General features: G+C 45.1%; 22 protein-coding genes. 6 read left to right on the top strand and 16 right to left on the bottom strand.

Translation table 11 applies throughout. The annotated features are described in order from the left end of the window. Nucleotides 1-16: 16 nt before the first annotated feature. Nucleotides 17-829, bottom strand: a complete 813-nt coding sequence (locus ICN35_RS08330; RefSeq protein ID WP_255535769.1) for a YdcF family protein — start codon at nucleotides 827-829, stop codon at nucleotides 17-19. Nucleotides 830-901: 72 nt separating this feature from the next. Between ICN35_RS08330 and ICN35_RS08325 the strand changes: the two genes are divergently transcribed. Further along, nucleotides 902-2,374, top strand: coding sequence for a deoxyribodipyrimidine photo-lyase (locus ICN35_RS08325; RefSeq protein WP_216126442.1), 1,473 nt, complete (start codon nucleotides 902-904; stop codon nucleotides 2,372-2,374). 38 nt (nucleotides 2,375-2,412) lie between these two features. Beyond that, nucleotides 2,413-3,252 carry a symmetrical bis(5'-nucleosyl)-tetraphosphatase gene (locus ICN35_RS08320; RefSeq protein WP_216126439.1) on the top strand — a complete coding sequence of 280 codons (840 nt, stop codon included), beginning with the start codon at nucleotides 2,413-2,415 and terminating at the stop codon, nucleotides 3,250-3,252. 14 nt (nucleotides 3,253-3,266) lie between these two features. Here the strand turns inward: ICN35_RS08320 and ICN35_RS08315 are convergent, their stop codons facing one another. The 11 genes from ICN35_RS08315 to ICN35_RS08265 form a co-directional block, all read right to left on the bottom strand. Beyond that, on the bottom strand, nucleotides 3,267-5,168 hold the full coding sequence (locus ICN35_RS08315; RefSeq protein ID WP_216126436.1) for an acyltransferase family protein: 1,902 nt from the start codon (nucleotides 5,166-5,168) through the stop codon (nucleotides 3,267-3,269). Between the two features lie 22 nt (nucleotides 5,169-5,190). After that, nucleotides 5,191-6,489: a glutamate-1-semialdehyde 2,1-aminomutase gene (hemL, locus tag ICN35_RS08310; protein ID WP_216126433.1), complete on the bottom strand. Its 1,299-nt coding sequence runs from the start codon at nucleotides 6,487-6,489 to the stop codon at nucleotides 5,191-5,193. A gap of 45 nt (nucleotides 6,490-6,534) precedes the next feature. Next, on the bottom strand, nucleotides 6,535-6,705 hold the full coding sequence (locus tag ICN35_RS08305; protein ID WP_216126430.1) for a rubredoxin: 171 nt from the start codon (nucleotides 6,703-6,705) through the stop codon (nucleotides 6,535-6,537). Nucleotides 6,706-6,763: 58 nt separating this feature from the next. Further along, nucleotides 6,764-8,230 carry a class I SAM-dependent RNA methyltransferase gene (locus ICN35_RS08300; protein WP_216126416.1) on the bottom strand — a complete coding sequence of 489 codons (1,467 nt, stop codon included), beginning with the start codon at nucleotides 8,228-8,230 and terminating at the stop codon, nucleotides 6,764-6,766. A 61-nt stretch (nucleotides 8,231-8,291) separates the two neighbouring features. Beyond that, nucleotides 8,292-8,717 (bottom strand): CopD family protein, encoded by a 426-nt coding sequence (locus ICN35_RS08295; protein ID WP_216126399.1) that lies wholly within the window; start codon nucleotides 8,715-8,717, stop codon nucleotides 8,292-8,294. Nucleotides 8,718-8,738: 21 nt separating this feature from the next. Beyond that, entirely contained in the window at nucleotides 8,739-10,016 is a 1,278-nt protein-coding gene (locus tag ICN35_RS08290; RefSeq protein WP_216126397.1) for a glutamate-5-semialdehyde dehydrogenase, read from the bottom strand. A gap of 17 nt (nucleotides 10,017-10,033) precedes the next feature. Further along, on the bottom strand, nucleotides 10,034-11,095 hold the full coding sequence (gene holA, locus ICN35_RS08285) for a DNA polymerase III subunit delta (protein WP_216126395.1): 1,062 nt from the start codon (nucleotides 11,093-11,095) through the stop codon (nucleotides 10,034-10,036). 17 nt (nucleotides 11,096-11,112) lie between these two features. Further along, nucleotides 11,113-11,640, bottom strand: a complete 528-nt coding sequence (gene lptE, locus ICN35_RS08280; protein ID WP_216126393.1) for an LPS assembly lipoprotein LptE — start codon at nucleotides 11,638-11,640, stop codon at nucleotides 11,113-11,115. Nucleotides 11,641-11,672: 32 nt separating this feature from the next. Further along, nucleotides 11,673-14,345: a leucine--tRNA ligase gene (leuS, locus tag ICN35_RS08275; RefSeq protein ID WP_216126391.1), complete on the bottom strand. Its 2,673-nt coding sequence runs from the start codon at nucleotides 14,343-14,345 to the stop codon at nucleotides 11,673-11,675. A 48-nt stretch (nucleotides 14,346-14,393) separates the two neighbouring features. Next, entirely contained in the window at nucleotides 14,394-15,194 is an 801-nt protein-coding gene (dapB, locus tag ICN35_RS08270) for a 4-hydroxy-tetrahydrodipicolinate reductase (protein WP_216126748.1), read from the bottom strand. 79 nt (nucleotides 15,195-15,273) lie between these two features. Further along, a complete protein-coding gene (locus tag ICN35_RS08265; protein WP_370625673.1) occupies nucleotides 15,274-15,924 on the bottom strand; it encodes an outer membrane protein assembly factor BamE in 651 nt (216 codons plus the stop codon). A 124-nt stretch (nucleotides 15,925-16,048) separates the two neighbouring features. On the opposite strand from ICN35_RS08265, the gene fur reads away from it, so the two are divergent. Beyond that, nucleotides 16,049-16,504: a ferric iron uptake transcriptional regulator gene (fur, locus tag ICN35_RS08260; protein WP_215297255.1), complete on the top strand. Its 456-nt coding sequence runs from the start codon at nucleotides 16,049-16,051 to the stop codon at nucleotides 16,502-16,504. A gap of 114 nt (nucleotides 16,505-16,618) precedes the next feature. On the opposite strand, the gene gap is transcribed toward fur, so the two are convergent. Further along, entirely contained in the window at nucleotides 16,619-17,647 is a 1,029-nt protein-coding gene (gap, locus tag ICN35_RS08255) for a type I glyceraldehyde-3-phosphate dehydrogenase (RefSeq protein WP_215296251.1), read from the bottom strand. 40 nt (nucleotides 17,648-17,687) lie between these two features. Next, nucleotides 17,688-19,700, bottom strand: coding sequence for a transketolase (gene tkt / locus ICN35_RS08250; protein WP_216126387.1), 2,013 nt, complete (start codon nucleotides 19,698-19,700; stop codon nucleotides 17,688-17,690). 44 nt (nucleotides 19,701-19,744) lie between these two features. On the opposite strand from tkt, the gene ICN35_RS08245 reads away from it, so the two are divergent. Continuing rightward, a complete protein-coding gene (locus ICN35_RS08245) occupies nucleotides 19,745-20,506 on the top strand; it encodes a 16S rRNA (uracil(1498)-N(3))-methyltransferase (RefSeq protein ID WP_216126385.1) in 762 nt (253 codons plus the stop codon). Nucleotides 20,507-20,538: 32 nt separating this feature from the next. On the opposite strand, the gene ICN35_RS08240 is transcribed toward ICN35_RS08245, so the two are convergent. Continuing rightward, nucleotides 20,539-21,159, bottom strand: a complete 621-nt coding sequence (locus tag ICN35_RS08240; RefSeq protein ID WP_216126383.1) for a barstar family protein — start codon at nucleotides 21,157-21,159, stop codon at nucleotides 20,539-20,541. 128 nt (nucleotides 21,160-21,287) lie between these two features. Beyond that, nucleotides 21,288-23,609, bottom strand: a complete 2,322-nt coding sequence (locus tag ICN35_RS08235) for an NADP-dependent malic enzyme (protein ID WP_215296248.1) — start codon at nucleotides 23,607-23,609, stop codon at nucleotides 21,288-21,290. A gap of 94 nt (nucleotides 23,610-23,703) precedes the next feature. Here ICN35_RS08235 and thiL point away from each other — a divergent pair, with 94 nt between their 5' ends. Then, nucleotides 23,704-24,723, top strand: coding sequence for a thiamine-phosphate kinase (thiL, locus tag ICN35_RS08230; protein WP_216126381.1), 1,020 nt, complete (start codon nucleotides 23,704-23,706; stop codon nucleotides 24,721-24,723). Then, the gene (locus ICN35_RS08225; protein WP_216126379.1) at nucleotides 24,720-25,289 is read left to right on the top strand and encodes a phosphatidylglycerophosphatase A; all 570 of its coding nucleotides are present in this window, start codon (nucleotides 24,720-24,722) and stop codon (nucleotides 25,287-25,289) included. Before thiL ends, ICN35_RS08225 begins: the two co-directional genes overlap by 4 nt. Nucleotides 25,290-25,291 lie beyond the last annotated feature (2 nt).

Here is a 25,291-nt window from a genome sequence, read left to right as displayed (position 1 = left end):
CTATTTTACCGAATATCTAGATTTTTCCGGTAACCCAGTAGGCAAAAATGCCAACTAGCTCATGCAGCAAGTTATTCCAATTAGCAGCGCCTCCACCCAGAGTGAATGACGTCCATGGAATACTATTTGCCGTCTGGTAATCCACTGGTAAAGGCAAGACATCAATACCTTGTTTTTCAAATATCTTGACCGATCGATACATATGACTAGCAGAGGTAATCAGTAGCCAAGGCTTTGAGGCTCCAGCCGCATTCTTTAGGCCGAATTCTTCAATCATGGGCTTCATATAAAGAACGTTCTCATAAGTATTACGTGACTGATTTTCGTAGTGAGCCATCTTTTCACTTAATCCCTGCTCGTCAACTAATTGCTTGAATGCGTCAGCCTCAGAAGGCCCTATTGGATTGATACGACCTGAGTGACCGCTGAAAATAAAAGGTAGGTCTGGATACTTTCGAATGAGCTCAAAAGCTTTGGTGACACGTTCTGCAGCAGAGCCAATAGATATTTCTCCGCGATCAAGCGCAATTTCTCCACCCTCAATCGCACCCCCTAAAATGATGATGCCGCCAATATCATTGCCCGTAATATTTGCTATAGAGGTTTTAGGAACGACATCCTCAAGACTTCTTAATCCTAACTCAGAGGTCGGTAGCCACCCCACAATCAGGAGCTCCAGTAAAGCTAGCATCAAGAAGCGTTTACACAAGTCGAGCTTTCTGAGAGATAGGAATAGTAAGCTCAGAAAAACAAAAACAATTACCCAATTCAGCGGCTCAATGCAGAACTGCACTACCTTCGAAAGAATAAAAAAGATCGTATCCATCATTAATCAAGATCTTAACCCTTTTAGCTAAAGCCCCCTCAACAAATTCTTCCAATTACCCCTAATATAGGGGCTATGCAAAAAGCTCTTGTTTGGCTCCGACGTGACCTCCGCTTACATGACAATGCGGCGCTTCATCACGCCTTAAAAGAAAGCAAGCAAGTCTGGCTGACTTTTATCTTTGATACAGATATTCTCAAACCTCTGATTCAAGGTGAACTCGATGCTAGAGGCTTGAAACATGACCGTCGAGTTGATTTCATCTGGCAAGGGCTAAAGCAAATTGATGATGAACTTCGGCAATTGGGTAGCGGCCTCATTGTGCGCTTTGCTAAGCCAGCTGAATGTATTCCTCAAATTGCTCAAGAATTAGGTGTTGAAGCTGTATTGACCAATCATGACTATGAGCCCCCTGCCATCGCTCGAGATGAAATTATCAAAACTTCATTACAAAAAATAAATATTCAGTTTGCAAGCTTTAAAGACCAAGTCATTTTTGAGAAAAAAGAAATTCTCACCAATTCAAATACTGTTTTTTCTATCTTCACACCCTATAAAAACAATTGGCTAAAAACACTTCAAGAAAAAGATCTTGCCTCTTATGAATGCAGCCCTAAGCCAGGGCAAATTGCTGCTATTTCTAAAAAATTAGACTTGCCACTCCCCTCCCTAGAATTCATGGGATTTTGCCCTACCGGTATTGAAACTTATCTTCCACCCGGATCTGAAGGCGGACAGGCATTCTTGGAAGACTTTCTCTCGCGAATTGATCAGTACCAAATGGGGAGAGATTTTCCAGCAATTAAGGGCGTGAGCTACCTCTCTACTCATTTACGCTTTGGCATGCTTTCTATACGGGGCCTTGTACGCGAGGCTCATCGCAGAATGTTGGCAGGCAGCATGGGCGCTACCATTTGGTTAAGTGAGCTCATTTGGCGGGATTTTTATTTCATGATTCTGGCCAATCACCCACGTCTGACTGATGGTGCTTCATTCAAACCAGACTACGACAATATTACTTGGGAAGAAGGGACTCATGCTAAAAAATTATTTAAAGCCTGGTGCGAAGGTAAAACTGGTTACCCATTAGTTGATGCAGCAATGCATCAACTCAATCAAAGCGGTTATATGCACAATCGCCTGCGCATGGTAGTGGCGAGCTTTCTAACAAAAGATTTAGGAATTGATTGGCGATGGGGTGAAGCCTATTTTGCAGAGCATCTCAATGACTTTGAGCTCTCATCCAATAACGGTGGCTGGCAGTGGGCATCCTCCTCAGGCTGCGATGCACAACCCTATTTCCGGATCTTTAATCCCATTACTCAATCAGAAAAGTTTGATCCAGAAGGAAAATTTATACGCCGTTACTTGCCGCAATTAGAGAAACTTTCCAAGAAATCGATTCATGCCCCATGGAAATCAGGTCATATTGAACTTGAAGCTGCTGGCATCGTACTGGGGCGAGATTACCCATTACCCTTAGTCGACCATGATGAGGCACGTAAGAAAACCTTGATGCGTTATAGCGTTGTGAAAAAAGTCGGTTAAGTCTACTAATAACTTAACAATCCGCTTTAAGATAAGGTATGAGCAAGATCTATGCTGTTGGTGACATTCAAGGATGCGCACCTTCACTCAAAGCCCTCGTTAAGAAGCTCCCCAAACATTCGAAAATGATTTTTTTGGGGGACTTAGTCAATCGCGGCCCCGATTCACTTGGGACTTTGCGTCAACTCAAAAAACTTCAAGAATCCGGTCGGGCTGAATGCATTCTGGGTAATCACGATCTTCACCTTCTAGCAATTGATGCCGGAATTCGTAAAACCAAAAGCCTTGATACAGTGGAGTCCATTCTTAAGGCACCAGACCGTAGAGAACTCATCAATTGGGTACGCAAGCGCCCTATGGCACTCAGCAATGGAAAAGTACTGGCCGTACATGCTGGCGTTCTTCCGCAATGGGATTTACAGCAAACAATCGAATATGCGCAAGAAGTGGAGAAGGCTTTACGCAGCAAATCCTATAAAGAGTTCCTGGGAAATATGTATGGCAATACGCCCAATAAATGGAGTAGATCCCTTAAAGGCTACGAGCGCCTTCGAGTCATTACTAATGCGCTAACCAGAATGCGATTTTGCACCCCAGGGGGGCAAATGGAGTTTGAAAGCAAAGAAGGTCTAGAGAGTGGTCCAAAAGGCTATATCCCCTGGTTCAAAGTTCCCAAAAGGAAAACCCGAGACACCTTGATTTACTTTGGCCACTGGTCCACTCTAGGCTTGCTGCGTCAGCATAATGTCATAGGACTAGATACTGGCTGCGTTTGGGGTGGAACACTCACCGCTATGCAAATCTCAGACATCAATAAAGATATGAAAAAATCTCAAATTATTCAAGTGAATGGCTATGACCACCCACTAAAGATGTGAGTAAATACACTAAATTAATTAAGCGGATACTGTTTTTTAATTGCGGCGCCCTGCATATTTGATCCAGATTCTGATAAGTGATTAGAATCAGTAAACATAACCTTGCCATCTATTACAGCATTACAAATGCCATTGGGGCATAAAAAAATAGCAGGGTCATAAGCTCGCACATCTGGGTGCTTCATCAAAACATTTTTCATGCTTGACCGATATCCAGATTGCTTATCCAACTCTCTATCTAGAGGGTAGGCACAGCTATCAAGTGGATTTTTTCTACCGAGCGGTAATTCCCCAACACAAAGACGGGGCTCAAAATTTAACTCTGGTAATACATACGAATAAATCACGCGCTTTTTTGCCTGTTGCAACTTATTGAAGGTTTCGTTGACCGACAGTTCAAAACTTTCACGAATAGTAGTGCTTGTGATATCGCGATTTCTATGAAAAATAAATACTGTCTTAACCGAAGGATTGTGAGCAATCCAGTCAATCTGCTTATTAATATTTTCTTTGCAACTAGGATATTGGCCAAACTCACCAGCATCCAAGAATGGAAGGCAGGCCCCCTGTCCGACTAACCTAACCACATGCTGATCACCATAGGCTTTGGCTATGCCCCAATAGGCGCTAAATGCATGACTATCTCCGATAACGATAATATCGGCATCTTGGGATCCATTACTTTGAGCACATACATGCGCCTCTGGATATATAAAACCAGGCTCACAATTGCCAGTAGGCAGCATCCCCTTTCTTTCCCACTTCACAAAATCTTGCTTTTGATCAATTGGGATTTGAATATTTTTTGTAAGGCGATGTTCCAAACCTTCTCGGTGATAGGTGTTCCAGCCCTGAAATCCAATACCCACCATCAGCAAACAAAGGGCGATGACTATTTTTTTACCTAGATATCGAATTCTCTTTTCGATTAGCATATAACTGATGTGTGCCAAAATCAAACTGATGAATAATAAAAAAATAGTCTCGATAGCGGATAAAGATGCTCCCTTCATTAAGCGGCCAAAACTCAAAACAGGCCAATGCCACAAATACAAAGGGTAACTAATGAGGCCTAATGCAACCACCCAACTTGTTGAAAAAAACTTCATAGGCAATATATCGCTTTGGGCGACTGCCAAGAGTAAAGCAGTACCTAAAACAGGTGGAAGAACTAACCACCCCGGAAAAACAGATTGCGGGGATAAATAAAAGATTGGCGCCAGTATTCCGGCTAGACCTAGCATGGCGATGAGATTATTGAATCTTTTAACTCGTGTGCTTGAGTAATAGATAGCAATCAGGCCGCCCAAACCCAACTCCCAAGTACGGGCAAATGGCAAATAAAATGTGGCCGATGGATAGGGCCGCACAAATAAAATATTTACTAAAAATGATAAGACAATGAGTCCAATTAGCATATTTCGCAAACTGAATTTCATTCTCATCAGAAGCAAAATAATGCAGGGCCAAAAAATATAAAATTGCTCCTCTACCCCCAAAGACCAAAGGTTTAATAAAGGCTTCAGTTCAGCTAATTCATCAAAATATCCTGCCTCAAGCCAATAAACCCAATTAGAAACAAAACTAGCGCCCGCCAGAATATGCTTGCCCAGTTGCATGAATTCACTAGGCAACATGACGAACCATCCCAGCCCATAAACAACAATAAAAACCAAAATTAAAGTGGGGAATATTCTTCTGATACGTCGTGAATAAAATTCAACAAAAGAAAATTGGTTAGATGTTGCCTGAGTAACAATGATTTGAGTAATGAGATACCCAGAGATGACAAAAAAAACGTCAACTCCTATAAACCCTCCTGGAAATACCTGAGGAAAACCGTGGAAAAGAATGACTGCCAAAACCGCCAGCGCCCTCAAACCATCAATCGATGGAATGTATTTGTGCGGTGTCATGAGGGGCTAGCGATTCATAAAGTTAACTACCTAAATTCTGAAATGATTTCTCAGCCGCAGCAATAATGGCATTCAGCACTTCATTATCATGTGCAATCGATGTAAAGCCTGCCTCGTATGCTGATGGCGCTAGATAAACACCTTCATCTAACATCAAGTGAAAAAACTTCTTAAAAGCTTCAATATCAGTTTTCGTGACAGCCTCATAAGAGCTTGGAACGGCGTTGGTAAAATAGAAACCGAACATACCACCAACGCTATCGACCGCAAATGGAATATTCGCTTTATCTGCAGCATGCTTTAAACCAGCCATGAGTTTTTGAGTTTGACCAGTCAGACACTCATAGAAACCTTCTCTCGAAATAATCTCCAGAGTCTTTAAGCCAGCGGCCACAGCAACTGGATTACCAGACAAAGTGCCAGCCTGGTACACACTTCCCAAAGGGGCTAACTTAGACATGATTTCTTTTTTGCCGCCAAAGGCTGCCATTGGCATACCACCACCCATGACTTTTCCAAGACAAGTTAAGTCGGGAACAATACCTTGTAGTGACTGAGCACCTCCAAGAGCCACTCTAAAGCCGGTCATGACTTCGTCATAAATTAAAACGCTACCATGCTTGCTCGTGAGATTCCGAATCGCAGTCAAAAATGCTTTTGAAGGCTGAATCAAATTCATATTGCCAGCAATCGGCTCGATGATGACTGCAGCAATTTGATCGCCCTGCTTTTTAAATACTGCTTCGATGGCCTCAACATCGTTGTATGGCAAAACCAATGTATGTTTGACTAAATCTTGAGGTACACCACCAGAAGATGGCGCATTCTGGGTTGAGTCTGCAAAAGTCAACAGGCCTGAGCCAGCCTTCACTAATAAGCTATCCGCATGTCCGTGGTAGCAACCTTCAAACTTAATGATGAGATCACGACCTGTGTAGCCACGAGCGAGACGTAAGGCGCTCATCGTTGCTTCTGTACCGCTAGAGACCATACGCACTTGCTCAACGCTAGGCATCACAGTACAAATACGCTCTGCTAGCTCAATCTCACCTTCGGTAGGGGCGCCGTAACTAAAACTCGTTTCAGCAGCTTTTTGAATAGCCTCAACCACTTCTGGATTCGCATGACCGACAATCATGGGACCCCAGGACATAATTAAATCGATATAACGCTTATTGTCAGCATCCCAAAAATAGGGGCCTTTGGCTTTGGTTACAAAACGTGGAGTACCCCCAACTTGACGAAATGCCCGCACTGGCGAGTTCACTCCACCTGGAATTGTCTTCTGTGCCCGTTCAAATAAAACGTCATTTTGACTCATGTTTATCTCAATCGCTTTTATCTATTTTTAGCTGTTATCAGCCAATTAAATTGCCATCATTTCAAAATCGTCTTTGCGCGCTCCACACTCTGGACAAGTCCAATTCATTGGTACATCTTTCCAGAGTGTTCCTGGCACAATACCCTCATCAGGCAAACCAGCAGCCTCGTCATAGACCCATCCACAAATCAGGCACATATACGTTTTAAATTCCATTTACCTAGTCTCCGCAGTAATCACGCATTTAGAGGAATAGCTTCTATTTTAAAGCGCATCAATCTTCTAAATCATCGTCTACATTTTTAGTCGCTGGACGCTTTGCATGCATCTCAAACTTAAATAAACGACATTCTAGAGGACCATTAAATAAAGGTGTTCGTTTAGACTCTTTAATGCGCAGCTGCCCAGGCAAAGCCATATCCGCCGTCAATACAAAGACATTCCAGCCACTAAATGCATCTTTGAGGTGTTGCCCAAACTGACGCAAGAACTCCACAAACTTGGGGTCTTGCTCCTCCTGAGCCTGAAGTTTCTTGAGAGACTCACGGCTTGAGCGTTTAGCACTTTGACGCCCCGTTTCTAGATTGAGTTCAAAACGATTTTCAGGTTCTGCAGTTTCATAACTAGCATCGTGCCCATCTCTTTCCTGACCTCTGCCCCCTTTGATTACCAAACGTTCTCCATAAGGAGGGTTCAATAGCATGACGCACTCTTTGGCATTGGTTGGTGGCTTACTAGCCATCGCATCAATCTGACGCACTACTGGTTGATCAGGTAATTGAGCTCTTTGCCAATTTCCACGGAACATAGAAACTAACTTCTCATTAATATCGCTACCACTAATGCCAAGAGATTCAGCATGAGGGTGTTGCTTACGCCTCTCTAATATCTCGTTTAGAGATGAGTCTTTTAGAGTAAGCCAACGCTGTTGTTCAGCTGCTTCGTTAAACGGCTTTAACCTCTGAAAACCAAAACCATGTGCTGAGCTCACTAATGGGCGATACGCAAGCCTACTTGGCTTAGCATCATCACCATACATCCCCGCACGAATCCCACCTGGAGGAATGGCCAAGGCTATTTGTGCTGCCTCAATCAAGAAGGTGCCACTGCCGCACATCGGATCAAATAAAGTCTGCCCAGGCTTCCAGCCTGTAATAGACAAGATCCCTGCGGCCAGATTTTCTTTTAAGGGAGCATCGCCCTTTTCATCTCTCCAACCTCGTTTAAAAAGCGCCTCACCCGAGGTATCCAAGTAAATGGTGACTTGAGTTGCCGTTAAATGTGCCTGCACTCGAATATCTGGAAAGGCCGTATCAATACTTGGTCGGTCACCTGTGACATCGCGTAAGCGGTCCACAATCGCATCTTTAATTTTGAGCGTCGCAAAATTTAAACTTTTTAATGGCGAACGATGCGCTGTTACATCTACCCGTAAAGTTTGCTTACTGGTGAACCAATCTTCCCAAGCCAAACCACTGGCTAACTTATACAAGTCATCTTCTTGTCGATAGGGCGCTTGCGCCATCTGCAGTAAAACTCGGCTAGCAATTCTGGAATGAAGATTCAATGCCATTGCCGCAGAAAGTGGACCCGCAAGACCAATTCCGCCGGTAGGGCTGGTCGGGGTTGGATCAATCACCCATGCACCCAATGCTTTGGAATCTGGGCGCTGGGCAATTGCTGAAAGCTCCTGTGCAAGCGGTACTTCTAAACCGCCTGGGCAAACAACAAAAAATCTCATGGGGCTAACAGTCTTAAATAGAAAAAAGAGTAGAAAAAGAAATTTAGAATAGTTTTTGAGCTTATGGTTTAAAAATGACTAAAGCCACAATTACTAATAGCAAGATGACTGGGACTTCATTAAACCAGCGATACCACACGCCAGACTTGGTATTTAGACCAGCACGAAACTTCTTTAATAAGCTAAGGCAGACATGGTGATAACCAATCACCATGATTACAAAAAATAATTTAGCGTGCATCCATATATCGCCAGCACCAACTTCAAAAACAAGCCAAAGTGTTAAGCCTAGTAATACCGCTGGAACTGCCAATACAGTCATAAAGCGAAAGAGACGATTAGCCATTCCCAAGAGACGCGCATAAGTCTCGGGATTTTTCTCATCGGCCAGGTTCACATAAATTCTCGGAAGATAAAACAAGCCTGCGAACCATGAAGTAATCAGCACAATGTGTAAGGTTTTTATCCAGAGGTAAGCATTCGTCATGGTGTATTGGATGCGATGAAGTTAAGTACGAATTTCGCCATGACCCATGACGACATATTTAAGAGAGGTCAAACCATCTAGACCAACAGGGCCGCGGGCATGGAGCTTGTCATTCGAAATACCAATTTCAGCGCCTAAGCCATACTCAAAACCATCGGCAAAACGGGTGCTAGTATTCACCATCACACTAGCACTATCGACTTCACGCAAAAAACGATCGGCTTGCGCCTTGTTATTCGTGATGATCGCATCAGTATGCTTACTGCCATAGTGTTCGATATGATTCATGGCCTCATCGATATCGGCCACGGTCTTAATCGACAAAATAGGAGCGAGATACTCTGTGTGCCAATCTTCTTCTCTAGCATCCACTAAGTTTTTAAAGCCACTAGCCTCTAGAGTTGAGCGCGTCAAAGTATCCACGCGCAACTCAACACCTTTATCTTGATAAATTTTGCAAAGCTCAGGCAAGACCTTGGGGGCAATAGCCTTATTTACTAAAAGTGTCTCCATCGCATTGCAAGGTGCATAGCGCTGCGTCTTGGCGTTATCGCAAACTTTGACTGCCATCGCGAGATCAGCCTCAGCATCAATATAGATATGACAAATACCATCCAAGTGCTTAATCATTGGAACACGTGCTTCTGCCATCAGCCGAGCAATCAGACTCTTGCCGCCACGAGGAACAATGACATCAATATATTGGGTCATCGTGATCATTTCACCGACAGCGCTACGATCCGTGGTCGTAACCACTTGGACAGCATCTTTAGGCAGGCCCGCAGCAGCAAGACCTTCTTGAATGATTTGGGCCAACACGGTGTTGGAATCAATTGCCTCAGATCCTCCACGCAATATCACTGCATTGCCAGACTTTAAACACAGTGCTGCCGCGTCAATCGTCACATTTGGACGTGACTCATAAATGATGCCAATGACACCAAGTGGTACGCGCATCTGAGCAAGCTCGATACCAGAGGCCTGCTTTTTCAAGGCAGTCATTTTTCCGATTGGGTCTTCTAAGGAAACAATTTGCTCTAACCCTAAAGCCATTGTCTCGATGGTCCTAGGAGTCATTGTTAAGCGATCGATAAAAGCAGTATCTTGACCATTTTTCTGAGAACGCTCAACATCAATCTGATTTACTTTTTGAATTTCACTTGTCTTTTGACGAACTAACTTTGCGATATGTAATAAAGCTTGGTTCTTCTGCTCACTCGATGCACGAGCCATGGCACGCGACGCACTGCGTGCTCGCTTTCCAATGTCCTGCATCATTTCTTGAATCTCTTTACTCATTGACTTTGTTCTTTAAATTACCGTAATAAGTTTCCAACCAAACGTAGGCCATCCCAAGGGTCTGCAGGCAATTCAGCTGCAGAAAGACCTTTAACCTGACGATCTAGGCCTGCAGCAACCTGCATTGCCCTGCGTAATTTCAGCGGCTGCACTCTTCTGAGCGCAGCTGGGTATAAACGCTCTTTGTTACCCCAGATCCGATTTGCCCGCATCAGCTGTTGCACAGACTCTCCAGCATCACTAGCTACCTTCAATTTAGATAGTAGCCTAAGCTCTTCGGTCACGCTCCACAGAATCAATACTAAGGGCTCGCCCTCGCCTTTTAGACCATCTAACATGCGGTTTAGTCTCGGTAAATCACCCGCAAGCATTGCCTCAGTTAACTCAAAAACGTTATAGCGAGCTACTTTTAGAATGGCAGACCGAATTTGCTCTTCAGTTAAGACGCCTGTGGGATAAAGGAGTCCTAGCTTCAGAATCTCTTGGTGAGCGGCAATGAGGTTACCCTCAACCTGGTCGGCAATAAACTCCAGAGCACGTTGACCTTCAGTACCACTCTCCACTTCTTGATTTTGCATCTTCAGTCGACCTGCAATCCATCTTGGCAAGTGACTGCGATCTAAAGAGTCAATCTGAATAGCCATCCCAGCATCATCTAAAGCGCTAAACCAAGCCGAAGTCTTCGTCTTGCCATCTAATCTAGGCAGGACAATGCATACCACTGTGTCCAGGCCATCTGGAGAATTTGGCTGTGACTCTATTTGCGCTGCAAATTGTTTTAAAGCATCAGCACCATCACGCCCCGGCTTACCAGTAGGAATGCGTAGCTCCACCCAACGCTTATCTCCAAACAAAGACATCGTTTGACCGGCGCTCATGAGCGCACTCCAATCAAACCCTCGCTCCTGCAGCATCACCTCACGCTCGGTAAAGCTCAGTTTCTTAGCGGCTAGACGTAATTGATCCATTGCTTCCATCATCAGAAGTGGTTCGTCGCCACTAAAAATATAGAGAGGGAGCATCGCACCCCCTGAACCTAAGGATTTAAGGTGCACTTGCAAGGCGTCAACTTTAACCATGCGAGCTTTACATACCCTTAGAAAGTTCTACTGCGTGGGGCTTTTGCAGCCGCAGAAACACGGCGCAAGATCTGCACTGCCAAGTCTTTACGCATTAAGGATAAGAATTGTTGCTGCTGAACATCGGTCGCCAACACAGTCGTATTTGAGAAGTCCATATCACGCGTCATATAGATTTCGCTATCAGGAATAATCTCTGCACCAGCAAGATCGTAAGCTCTAAAGCCCACTCGAATATTTAAGCGATATGCAGAAACTTGACCAGCAGAGTTGTAAGCCAATATCTCGCGACCACTAATGTCGTTCGTAATCTCTAAAATTAAGTCGGCATCTTTTGGATTAATCGCAACCTTGACGTCTGTACCCGTCAAAATAGAGGTTTGAATATCAGCACGTAAGGGTGGCGATGGATTGCCAGTAATGGCAATTGCCTGAAATGGTAAGTCCACCATGCCGCGTAAGCGATAGCCACAAGCCAGCAAGCCACTGATTGGCGCACTAACGATTAATCCAAGCATTGCACGTCGCAGTCGATTTGTGCTCATATCCTTAGTTTCTCTCATTAGCCTCTATACAGTTATGCAACGATATTTACTAAACGGCCAGGCACGACGATCACCTTTTTAGGAGCTCCGCCGTTCAGCGCTTTAACCGCTGGATCAGTTTGTAAAGCCAAAGATTCAATTTGCTCTTTGGTAGCCTCTGCTGGCACCCTGATATCACCTCGCAACTTACCATTAATTTGGAGCATCAAAATAATCTCACTTTGAACTAGGGCAGATTCATCTACAGCAGGCCATGGGGCATCCAAAAGAGGGCCAAAGGTCTCGGCATAAGCCATATCTTTCCAGAGAACATGCGTTAAATGTGGCACCACTGGGTAAAGCACTCGCAATAAGATGCTAAGGCACTCCCGTAAAACCGGTGCACTAATAGTAGCTCCTTGATCCAATTTAATGGGTTCAAGTACATTAAGCATTTTCATGGCAGCAGACACCACTGTGTTGTACTGGCGACGCTGGTAGTCAAAATTTGCCTGCTTCAAAATCGAATGGACTTCGCGACGCAATTCTTTCTCAGCATCGTTCAGGTTACTCGGTAAAGCGTCCTGCGCATCACGAATCCCATTAGCTTGACTACTTGAATACATCCAAACACGTCGTAAGAAACGGGAAGCGCCCTCAACCCCAGCACCCGACCACTCCAACTGTTGCTCTGGTGGTGCCGCAAACATCACAAACAAGCGTGCAGTATCTGCACCGTATTGATCAATCAAAGCCTGCGGATCAACGCCATTGTTCTTGCTCTTAGACATCTTCTCAACGCCACCAATCATGACCGGTGTGCCTGAGGTATCGCCCTTTAGCTTCGCGCCTTGAGGACGACCTTTTTCATCGAGATCTAACTCTACGTCCAAGGGATTAAGCCAAGTCTTTTTACCAGAAGCCTCTTCTGAGTAATAGGTCTCATTGAGCACCATGCCTTGCGTCAACAGATTCTGGAAAGGCTCATCAAAAGTGATCAAGTTCAGATCACGCATGACCTTGGTCCAAAAGCGCGCATACAGTAAATGTAGGATCGCATGCTCGATGCCGCCAATATATTGATCCATTGGCATCCAGTATTCATTACGCCCATCTACCATCATCTTCGCGTCAGGACCGGTATAGCGCATGAAATACCAAGACGAATCCACAAAGGTATCCATCGTGTCAGTCTCACGTCTTGCAGGCTTGCCACACTTGGGACATTTCACATTCAAAAAGTCTGCACGCTTATTTAAAGGATTACCACTGCCATCAGGCACACAATCTTCTGGCAAAACCACTGGCAAATCAGCCTCTGGAACAGGTACTGCACCACAACCAGGGTGACTCTCATCGCCACAATGAATAATCGGAATGGGGGTGCCCCAATAACGCTGACGTGAAATACCCCAATCACGCAATCGATAGGTAGTCTTGATCTCTCCAATACCCATCTTCTCTAAATCTTTGGCAACGGCACTGACTGCTTCTTCATGTGAGAGTCCGTCATATTTGTCGCTGTTAAAGCAAATCACATCTTCTTTTTGGGCATACCAATCTTCCCAACGCGTTGCATTAAACATGGGTGATTCCCCTTTGAGGGCGATCACTTGTTTGATTGGCAAGTCATATTTGAGGGCAAAAGCAAAATCACGCTCATCATGTGCTGGGACACCCATCACGGCGCCATCACCATAAGACATCAAGACATAGTTACCTACCCAAACAGGCACTGGCTCATTCGTCAATGGATGCGTGACATATAAACCGGTAAACATACCCTCTTTTTCTTGAGTAGCTAGGTCAGCTTCAATCACGCTACCGGTTTTGCACTTCTCAATAAATGCGGCTAAGGCAGGATTATTAGCGGCAGCTTTAGTGGCTAACGGATGCTCAGCTGCCACGGCGCAGAAAGTAACGCCCATAATGGTGTCAGCCCGGGTAGTAAACACGTATAGCAAGCCATCCTGAATAAAGTTGCCATGATCATCTGCGACCTCATGCTTAAAAGCAAAGCGCACGCCACGACTTTTACCAATCCAATTCTGCTGCATCGTTTTGACACGCTCAGGCCAACCCAAACCATCTAAGCCAGCAAGCAATTGCTCTGCGTAAGCAGTGATATTGAAGTAGTAGCCTGGAATCTCGCGCTTTTCAACTAAGGCGCCTGAACGCCAACCACGACCATCAATCACTTGCTCGTTTGCTAGAACAGTTTGATCGATCGGATCCCAGTTGACTACTTGAGTCTTACGATACGCAATCCCTTTTTCCAGCATCTTCAAAAAGAGCCATTGATTCCAGCGGTAATAATCAGGACTGCAAGTGGCAACCTCACGAGACCAATCAATTGCTAAGCCCATCGCCGCCATTTGCTTTTTCATATAGGCAATGTTGTCGTAGGTCCATTTAGCTGGCGGCACTTTATTCTGAATGGCCGCATTTTCTGCAGGCATACCAAAAGCATCCCAGCCCATTGGCATCAAAACGTTGTAGCCTTGCATGCGGAGTTGACGTGCCATCACATCATTAATGGTGTAGTTGCGCACATGACCCATATGTAACTTGCCAGAAGGATAAGGCAACATGGAACAAGCGTAATACTTCGGCTTCTTCTTGCCGTCTATACCGAGAGTATTTTCTGTTACTTGGTAAACTTGCGCACTTTCCCAATCAGCTTGTGCTGCTGCTTCAATGCTGCGGTAGTCGTAATCCTTACTCATTCAAAACAACTCTTTTCTGTCTTATTTTTTGGTTTTTTATTAATATGGTTATTTGCGTAAGCCAAGCACGTCTTGCATGTCATAAAGACCTGAAGTTTGGTTCTGCAAGAAACGCGCGGCCCGCAAAGATCCTTGGGCATAAGACTGACGGCTTGAAGACTTGTGGCTAATCTCAATACGTTCGCCATCGCCAGCGAACAGCACTGTATGGTCTCCCACAATATCGCCACCACGAATCGTTGCAAAGCCAATTGACCCCTCTTTGCGCTCGCCAGTATGGCCTTCGCGTGCATACACAGCCAGATCATCTAGCTTTTCACCAAGTGCATCTGCAATAACCTCACCCATCTTCAAAGCAGTGCCGGAGGGCGCATCTACTTTGTGACGATGATGGGCTTCGATGATTTCAATGTCGTAACCTTGATTGAGCATCTTGGCTGCGATCTCCAGTAACTTGAATGTGGCATTCACACCAACACTCATATTGGGCGCAAACACAATAGCTAACTTTGCAGAAGCTTTTTTAAGATTTGCAATTTGATCCGCACTCAATCCCGTTGTACCAATAATCATCTTGGTGCCCGTTTTTTCTGCCACAGCCAAGTGCGCCATAGTGCCGTCTGGCCTTGTGAAATCAATCAGAAAATCAGCATTCGCTAATACCTTAGACACATCAGCAGAAATGAGCACACCCGTCTTTTTACCCAGGAAAGCGCCCGCATCTTCTCCCAATTGAGGGCAAGCTGAATGCTCAAGAGCACCTACAAGTTGCACATCAGATGTATTAAGAACAGTCTCAATCAACATCTTGCCCATACGACCGGTTGCTCCAGCAATTGCAATCTTCATCATGTGTTTCTTCGCTTCTTATTAAAAGTTTCTAGAGACGTCCAGGATTATTTATCTGGCATCAATGTATCAATCATTTCTACTGCTTTTTCTCAGCCGCTGGCGGAGTATTCATCGCGCCAGGGCCTAAAGTTTCTGGCTGGGATACTTTGCCATCTGACGACTTTGAAAAAGTAAAATAGTCCCAGAAAGAGCCTGCACTTGCAGCAGGGACTGGAGGTATAGCAGCCCCCTTAGGTAAGTTATCGGTTGGACTTGGCACCAATAATTCTGGTTGTTGTAAAGGCGGCGTTACTGGCGGCTTATTTGAACCCGTCATTACATCCCAAAACGAACGTTTCGTCTTAGCGTAGTTATCAATCTCAGCCACCAACTCCACATCTGTTGGCAAAGCATCACCTTCAAACTTCACCACTTTATCGCCATCAAAAAATACGGTGACATGCCGCTCTTTGCCAACACGCTGACCTGAGCGTTTAAATTCAAAAACATAATCCCAGCGATTGGCATGGAAGTAACTTGCTAACAATGGAGTGCCTAAAATTTGACGTACCTGCTCACGCGTCATACCCAACTGCAATTTGGCATATTGCTCGCTGGAGATAAAGTTACCCTGAACAATGTCGGGAACATAAGGTCTGAAGATTTTGTTCATCCAGGCGCGCTGGGTTTCATCTACCGCGGTAGTACACCCCGCAATACCTAGCAAGCCAAACAAGGCAAGAGCCAATACACCCCCTCTTGAAGAGGCAAAATACCTCTTCAGAAACGGGTAAAAAAAACGACTAAAAAGTTCAAGGCAATTTTGCATGGCTGGCCGTATCATTAAGACATTGATTTTAGCTCCCAAAGCCATGAATACGAACCAAAACCCTACTCCTGAAAATTTGCGTGATATTGGCCTCAAAGCCACTGGTCCACGCATGAAAATTCTCGATTTTTTTCATCAAAATGGCGGCACCCACTTCAGTGCTGAGGACATCTTTATGGCCCTCACTAAAGAAGATCAGGAAATCGGTTTAGCCACGGTATATCGAGTGCTTACCCAGTTTGAGCAGGCAGGGCTTTTGCTCCGCAGCCATTTTGAGTCTAGTAAGGGTGATAGCAGGGCCATCTACGAACTTAATGAAGGTAACCACCATGACCACTTGGTTTGCCTAGACTGCGGGCATGTAGAAGAGTTTGTGGATGAGGCCATTGAAAAGCGGCAACGGGATATTGCCAAGAACCTCGGTTTTAAGCTTCAAGAACACTCTTTAGCAATGTACGGGCATTGCCAGAAGAAAAACTGCCGAAATAAGCAAAAATAAACACTTTTCTGAGGTTTTGAGTTGATTCTCAGGGCTGCGGATATGAAAAAAGACCTCAATTTTAGGTCTTTTTTTGTTTTTTAAGCTCTTTTAGCTACATTTAATGACTTTTAATCACTTTACAGCCATTAATGCTTCGGCCGCATTGAGCATTTGTACTGAATAACCCCATTCGTTGTCGTACCAAGCCAAAACTTTGACTAGCTTGCCATCAGCAGAAACACGGGTTTGAGAGGCGTCATAAATACTTGGGCGTGGATCATGGTTAAAGTCGATGGAAACCAAAGGCAAGGTATTAAAGCCCAAGATGCCTTTGAGCTCGCCCTCGCTAGCAGCCTTCAAAATAGAATTTACTTCATCTACGCTCGTTGCACGGCTAGCGGCAAACGTGAGGTCAACCACTGAGACATTGATCACTGGCACACGCATCGCAAAACCATCAAAGCGACCGGCTAAAGCGGGCAAAACTAAGCCGACTGCTTTTGCTGCACCAGTCTTCGTTGGAATCATGCTGCTCACAGCAGAGCGCGCACGACGCATATCCTTGTGATACACATCGGTCAACACCTGATCATTCGTAAATGCATGAATCGTTGTCATCAAGCCAGACTCAATACCAATTTTTTCTAACAATGGCTTAACTAATGGCGCCAAACAGTTGGTAGTACAACTTGCATTAGAAACAACCACGTCACTTGGCTTTAATACATTTTGGTTCACACCGTACACAATGGTGGCATCGACATCTTTTTCGCCAGGCGCAGAAATCAATACTTTCTTAGCACCCTGTTGAATATGAATCATCGCCTTTTCTTTAGAGGTGAACTTACCAGTGCACTCTAAAACTAAATCTACGCCCAACTCACCCCATGGGGTTTCAGCAGGATTGCGTGTACAGAACATCTTGATACGATCACCATTAACTACCATGCAATCGCCATCTACAGATACCTCGGCAGGAAAACGGCCGTGGGCAGAGTCATATTGAGTGAGGTGGGCGTTGATTGCAATATCACCCATCGCATTAATCGCAACGATCTTGATATCACGACGTGGCTTGCCGTTTACCTGATCTTCATACAAGGCGCGGAGTACCATACGGCCAATACGCCCGTAACCATTAATTGCGACACGAATTGTCATTTATTTCCCCTTGCTAATATTAAATTTATTGCGCTAACTTTTATTTATTTGATTTTTTCGAGATGCATTGCTTAACAGTCTTTGCAATTTGATCGACCGTTAAACCAAAATATTCATACAGCTGAGCGGCGGGTGCTGACTCACCAAAGGTATCGACACCATGCACGGCTGCGCAACCATACTTCCACCAGAAATCCGTTACACCTGCCTCAACAGCGATGCGTGGGGTATTGGCCGGCAATACTTTAGATTTATAGGTGGCATCTTGCTGATCAAATACCGTGGTCGAAGGCATCGAAACCACGCGAATACCGATTTTTCCAGCGCTCTCTTTTTCTAAACGTTCGGCTGTTTGCAATGCAAGTGCAATTTCAGAACCAGTAGCAATAATGACTGCATCGATCTTTCCTGATTGAGGATCACGCAATACATAGCCACCACGTGCAATGTCTTTAATCTGCTGGCTGTTACGAGCAACAAATGGGCAGTTTTGACGACTAAAGATCAAAGCGCTCGGACCATTCTGACGTTCAACCGCCGCGCCCCAAGCAACAGCGCTCTCGGTAGTGTCACAAGGACGCCAAACCATCAGGTTAGGAATCAGACGTAGGCTAGCAACGTGCTCCACAGATTGATGGGTTGGGCCATCTTCTCCTAGACCAATTGAGTCATGGGTGAAAACAAAGATGCTACGTAACTTCATCAAAGCAGCCATACGAATAGCATTACGACTGTAATCGGAGAAGGTTAAAAAGGTGCCTCCGAATGGAATATAACCACCATGCAAGACAATCCCGTTCATGATGGCGCTCATACCAAACTCACGCACACCATAGTTAATGTGATTACCCCATTGATCGCCGCGTACAGGTTTGCATGCCGACCAATTAGTTAAGTTTGAACCGGTTAAGTCTGCGGAACCGCCCATGAATTCTGGTAAAACGGGTGCTAAAGCTTCAATCGCATTTTGACTCGCTTTACGAGTAGCAATCGTTTCTGCTTTAGATTGGCAAGTTTTTAAATACGCATTGAGTGTGGCTGAAAAGTCTTTTGATAAATCACCTTGCATACGGCGCTGTAATTCAGAAGCAAGTTCTGGAAATTGGATTTTGTATTTTTGGAATTCTTTATTCCATTCGTGTTCAGCAGTTTGGCCACGCTTTTTAAAATCCCAAGCAGCATAAATATCTTTTGGAATTTCAAATGGTGGATAGGGCCAATTCAAGGCCACGCGAGTCTCAGCGATTTCAGCAGCGCCTAGTGGCGAACCATGCACTTTATCGCTACCAGCCATATTAGGAGAACCCTTGCCGATCGCTGTCTTGCAGCAGATCAGGGTTGGCTTAGCACTCTTTTTAGCCTGAGCAATCGCCTTCGAAACTGCTTCCGCATCATGACCATCGATATCACGCATGACATTCCAGCCATAAGCTTCGAAACGCTTTGGCGTATCTTCGTTGAACCAAGAAACCACCTTACCGTCAATCGAGATACCGTTATCATCCCAAAGTGCTATCAACTTGTTTAGCTTTAATGTGCCAGCCAATGAACAAACTTCATGGCTGATACCTTCCATCAAGCAACCGTCACCTAAAAATACATAGGTGTAGTGATCGATGATGTTGTGACCAGGACGATTAAATTCTTCAGCCAGCAACTTTTCAGCAAGCGCCATGCCAACCGCATTTGAAATACCTTGACCCAATGGACCTGTAGTGGTTTCTACCCCGGCTGTAATTCCATACTCAGGATGTCCTGGGGTTTTACTATGCAATTGACGGAAATTTTTTAACTCTTCAATGGGTAAGTCATATCCAGAGAGATGCAACAGTGAATACAACAACATCGATCCATGACCATTAGATAAAACAAAACGATCGCGATCGATCCAGTGGGGATCAGTCGGATTGTGTTTTAAATGTTCATTCCATAATCCAACAGCAATATCTGCCATTCCCATCGGCATACCAGGGTGCCCTGAGTTTGCCTGTTGAACTGCATCCATGGATAAGGCGCGAATGGCATTCGCCATACGAATTTGAAGGTTTGACATCGTAAAAGTGGTCTCGAGGAAAATAAATTGGCTATATTTCAGTAATGCCTCAATTTTATCTTCCCGGACCATGGGAATCCCAAAAGCCCACCCTCCTCACCTCTGAGGTTTGCCACCATTTACGGGTTCGGCGCGTTCAGGTTGGCGAGTCGTTTCCCATATTTGATGGAAAAGGGCAAATCGCTAAGGCAGAGCTCCTTTCCTTAAGTGGAAAAAGCGGTTTAGCCCAACTGAGCGATATCCGCACTGATACCCACCGTGAGGCCCCATATGCAATTACTTTGGCCCAAGGCTTGGCAGGCGGTGACAAAATGGATTGGATTGTTGAAAAAGCCATAGAAACAGGTGCCCAAATCATCGTGCCATTACAGTGTGAACGCTCCATTCTCAAACTGACCCGCTCAAGTGACCAGGATCGCGCCCAAAAGCGTTTAACCCATTGGAATGGGATTATTCAAGCTGCTTGCGAGCAATGCGATAGAACAGTATTGGCGCACATTGAGCCTATCCAAAATTTTGCAACTTACCTCAAAGCAAGTTCAAAGCCTGCACTCAAACTTCTACTGAGTCCCGATGCCAGCAAAAGCATGTACTCCGTCTTAATAGAAAATACACCTCAAGATATTGTTCTCATGATCGGACCAGAGGGTGGTCACTCACCAGAAGAGGAAGCGCAAGCTCAAGCCGCGGGGTACCAAATTGTTTCTTTAGGAGAGCGCGTATTGCGCACTGAAACCGCAGGCCTTGTAGCCATTACAGCGGTACACAGCATTTGGAATCCTGAAATGCAAAATCGCCTCAAATAGAGGCGATTCATTGGTTTGCGGTCTTTTAGCGATTAAGCAAAAGAGTAGAAAACCCGATATGGTGTGCGACGCTCAGCCCAATAATCTACGGCATCGCGGAAGACATCTAACAGAGTCTCGCGTGCTTCTTTATCAAACTTTTGAGTACAAGGTAAACCTTCGAGCACCACTACAAATCCGGGCTGTTGACCAGCCTTATCTGTAGTTGTGGTCAACGCATCCAATAAAGGATCAAAGTTTTTTGCTTGTTGCTTGGTAAAGGTGTAAGCAATGGCGATTGCTTCAAGAACCTCACCCTTAGTCATTGCATTGACGCAATTGGCATAAATGAAATGTTGACCGAGCTCTGTAGCGGCTTCCTGTAAATCTGGTGTACGGAAAGCACGAATAGATTGCACGATATTAGTGCGCACACTGCGCAACATGGCCGGCGGTCCGGCATCACGAACGGCCAAAGCGGCACGCCAAGAAGCTGTCACTTTTTTCCCCGAAACTTGATTTGCTGCATAGGTTTGTAAACGAGATAAACCGCCTTGGGCATAAATATTGGCAGCAGACGATTCGGTCTCGAGTCGATCATTGCTATCCCAACTTTCAGCGCGGCTATGTTCTTCGAAGCTTGCTAGATTGGTATTTTCAGAGCGATTATTCATGATGGGTAGTAGGTTACCCTTAACACGTCATCAAATCAAGCCCAAATACAGTGCTTTTTATATAAGTTATTGATTAATATAGGATTAATTTATGTAAGTAATTACTAACTTACATAAATTATGAGCCCTTAGGAGATTCCTCTTGCGTTACTGGCAGCCTCAACCACGGCCAAAGTAGTCACATTCACAATCCTACGAACCGTCGCTGCTGGCGTCAAAATATGAATTGGTTTAGCAACCCCCAGCAACAGAGGACCGATAGCAATGCCATTACCTGCAGCTGTTTTTAACAAGTTGTAAGAAATGTTGGCGGCGTCAATATTTGGCAGAACTAATAAGTTGGCATCGCCTTTTAATGGCGATGAAGTGACTGTGCCAGCGCGAATGGTTTCATCTAAAGCGCTATCCCCATGCATCTCACCATCAACCTCTAAGGTGGGATCTGCCTTTTGAATTAAAGCCAAGACTTCGCGCATTTTGATTGCAGATGGCGCATTACTAGATCCAAAGTTTGAGTGTGAGAGTAATGCCACTTTAGGAATTAAACCTAACTTACGCATTTCGCTAGCGGCCATCAAAGTCAATTCTGCCAATTCTTCGGCAGTTGGATCTAGATTGATATGCGTATCTACCAAGAACACTTGGCGACCTGGAAGAATTAATCCAGACATTGCACCATAAACGTTTGCACCTGGCTCACGACCAACTACTTCATCAACATACTTCAGATGAGTAGCTGCATTACCAATCGTTCCACAAATCATGCCGTCAGCCATTCCCTTAGCAATCATCATGGAGCCAATTAAAGTATGACGGCGGCGCATTTCTAATTTAGCAAATGACTCTGTCACTCCCTTACGCTCAGTCAAACCAAGATAGGTTTGCCAGAAGTCACGAAAGCGTGAATCACGCTCTGGATTCACAATCTCAAAATCATCGCCCGTCTTCATCCGCAGGCCGAACTTCTCAATACGATGCTCAATCACCTCGGGGCGACCAATCAGAATTGGGGTAGCTAAGTGCTCGTCGATGATAATTTGTACGGCACGCAATACGCGCTCATCCTCACCTTCGGCAAAGACAATGCGTTTTTGATTTGCTGGAACTCTCTTCGCAATACTAAAGAGCGGTTTCATCAACGTACCGGAGTGATATACAAATTGTTGTAGCTGATTGCGATACGCATCAAAATCTTTAATCGGACGTAAAGCAACGCCGTCATCCATTGCAGCCTTAGCCACAGCGGGAGCGATGACGGTAATCAAGCGCGGATCAAATGGTTTTGGAATCAAATACTCAGGACCAAAAGAAAGGTTCTCGATTCCGTAAACCGATGCCACCACTTCGCTTTGCTCAGCTTGGGCAAGCTCTGCAACGGCTTTTACGGCCGCTACTTCCATACCGCGAGTAATGGTAGTAGCGCCAACATCGAGTGCGCCACGGAAAATAAATGGGAAGCACAAAACGTTATTGACTTGATTTGGATAGTCAGTACGGCCCGTTGCCATAACCGCATCGGGACGAACTGCTTTTACTTCTTCAGGCAAGATTTCTGGGGTTGGATTTGCTAAGGCGTAAATCAATGGCTTGTCGGCCATCTTCTTCACCATGTCTTGCTTTAATACACCACCAGCAGATAGACCTAAGAAAATATCTGCGCCAGCAATCACTTGATCGAGAGTACGCAAATCAGTCTCTTGGCAGAAAGGCTCCTTTTCAGGATCCATTAATTCTTTACGGCCTTTATAGGCAACCCCAGCAAGGTCAGTTACCCAGATATTTTTACGAGGAATGCCAAGATCTACCAACAGGTCTAAGCAAGCCAATGCAGCTGCGCCAGCACCAGAGGTAACTAACTTCACATTGCTAACGTCTTTTCCAACCACCTTCAAACCATTGATAATTGCGGCTGCAACTACAATCGCAGTGCCGTGCTGATCATCATGAAACACTGGAATTTTCATACGAGCTTGCAGCTTGCGCTCGACAATAAAGCAATCTGGAGCTTTGATATCTTCTAAATTGATGCCACCAAAAGTAGGCTCAAGTGCCGCAATAATTTCGACTAATTTTTCTGGATCATTTTCATTGACTTCGATATCGAAAACATCAATGCCAGCAAATTTCTTAAAGAGAACGGCTTTACCTTCCATCACTGGCTTACTTGCCAATGGTCCGATATTTCCCAAACCTAAAACAGCAGTACCGTTTGTAATCACGCCAACCAAATTTCCACGGGCAGTGTACTTAAAAGCATTGGCTGGGTCCTTCACAATTTCTTCGCAAGGGGCTGCGACGCCAGGAGTATAGGCAAGCGCTAAATCGCGTTGATTAGTCAGTTGCTTAGTTGGAGCAATCTCAATCTTCCCAGGAACTGGAAACTCGTGGTACTGAAGGGCAGCTTCTCTTAAAGCTGCAATTTGTTGCTCTTTACTATTTTCTATGCTCATCAACTAACTCGCTAACTCGTTTTGTCTAATGCTTATTAAGGCTTTAATTCTATTCCTCTCTCGCGTTGCACTGCCAAGGGTCATAAAATGAGGTATGCATTCTCAATCCGGCCCAATGGGCGAATTCGATCTCATTGAACGTTTTTTTAAAACGGGTAGTGCCTCCAACGGTTCAAATACGACCCTCAGTTTGGGCATTGGGGATGATTGCGCACTCATCAAACCCCTGCCAGGCGAAGAAATTGCTATTACCAGCGATATGTTGGTTGCGGGTAGGCATTTTTTTGCCGATGCTGACCCTGAGAAATTAGGCGGCAAAGCCTTAGCAGTCAATCTTTCTGACCTTGCCGCAATGGGCGCTAAGCCACTGGGGTTTACATTGGCCATTGCCTTGCCTGAGGTTGATACAAAATGGCTGGAAGCATTCTCTAAGGGCTTATTTGCGTTCGCAAATCAATTTTCTTGCCCCCTCATCGGTGGCGACACTACTGCCGGCCCCCTCACCATTTCGATTACTGCATTTGGCAGCATTCCCACTGGAAAAGCCATTCGTAGATCAGGGGCAAAGATTGATGATGAGATTTGGGTTTCAGGCACTGTTGGGGATGCAAGACTCACTCTTGCTGCACTGCGTCATGAAATCACGCTCTCGGAAAGCGACTTCAAAGCAATTGACCATTGCATGCATCAACCCACACCCAGAGTTGGGCTTGGTATGGCACTAAGAGAAGTGGCAAGTGCCGCCTTAGATGTATCGGATGGCTTGCTTGGTGATCTAAAGCACATCCTGAAACAATCACAGCTTGATGCAGAAATTATTTTGGAGCAACTTCCCACATCAGCAACATTGCAAAAACAAAGTAAAGCAATACAAAATCAATTTGCTGCCAGCGGTGGCGATGATTACGAACTTTGCTTTACTGCACCTAGTAGCAAACGTGATGTGATTCTCAATATCAGCAAAGAACTCAAACTTCCCCTCACATGTATTGGCCGCATTACGTCCATGAAAAATAGTAGTACCCAGATTCGCATCCAGGGAACTGATGGTAAGTTACTTAGTGATGCGGATAGCGCTGCACTACTCCGCTCTTTTGACCACTTTGCAAAATGACTGATCAGAATCCATCCTTTGTGAAGCCTGGTTTCAAGTGGATGCTTCAGAGCCCAAGTCGCACTCTAGCCTTTGGCTTTGGTAGCGGTCTAAGCCCGGTAGCGCCTGGCACTGCAGGCACTCTCTGGGCCTGGGCAAGCTTTTTGATTGCTGAGCATTTCCTCACCACAGAACATTTTCTATGGATCACTGGTGGCGGTATTTTGTTGGGCTGTTGGATCTGTGGCCATGTCAGTGAAGAGTTAGGTAAGAAAGATTTTGGCGGTATTGTTTGGGATGAAATGATCGCTTTTTGGTTGGTGCTGTTATTCATCACACCGAGTAGCATTTGGATGCAGATCCTTGCGTTCGCTCTCTTTAGATATTTCGATGCTACTAAACCGGGTCCTATCGGCATGATTGATCGCCACTTTAAAACGCTCGAGAATACCGATACCCCTTCACACTTCCTGCAACTCCTGTGGCGTGGGTTTGGCATCATGGTGGATGATCTTGCGGCAGCTTTCTTCACACTCTTGGTGATTACTCTCTTGCAAGTAGTCAGCACTCAAATGGGTTGGATTTAAAT

The organism is Polynucleobacter sp. es-GGE-1 (genome assembly GCF_018882005.1).
GTDB lineage: Bacteria > Pseudomonadota > Gammaproteobacteria > Burkholderiales > Burkholderiaceae > Polynucleobacter.
Note: the sequence above shows the minus strand (reverse complement) of the source record. Positions and strands in the feature narration are given on the sequence as shown.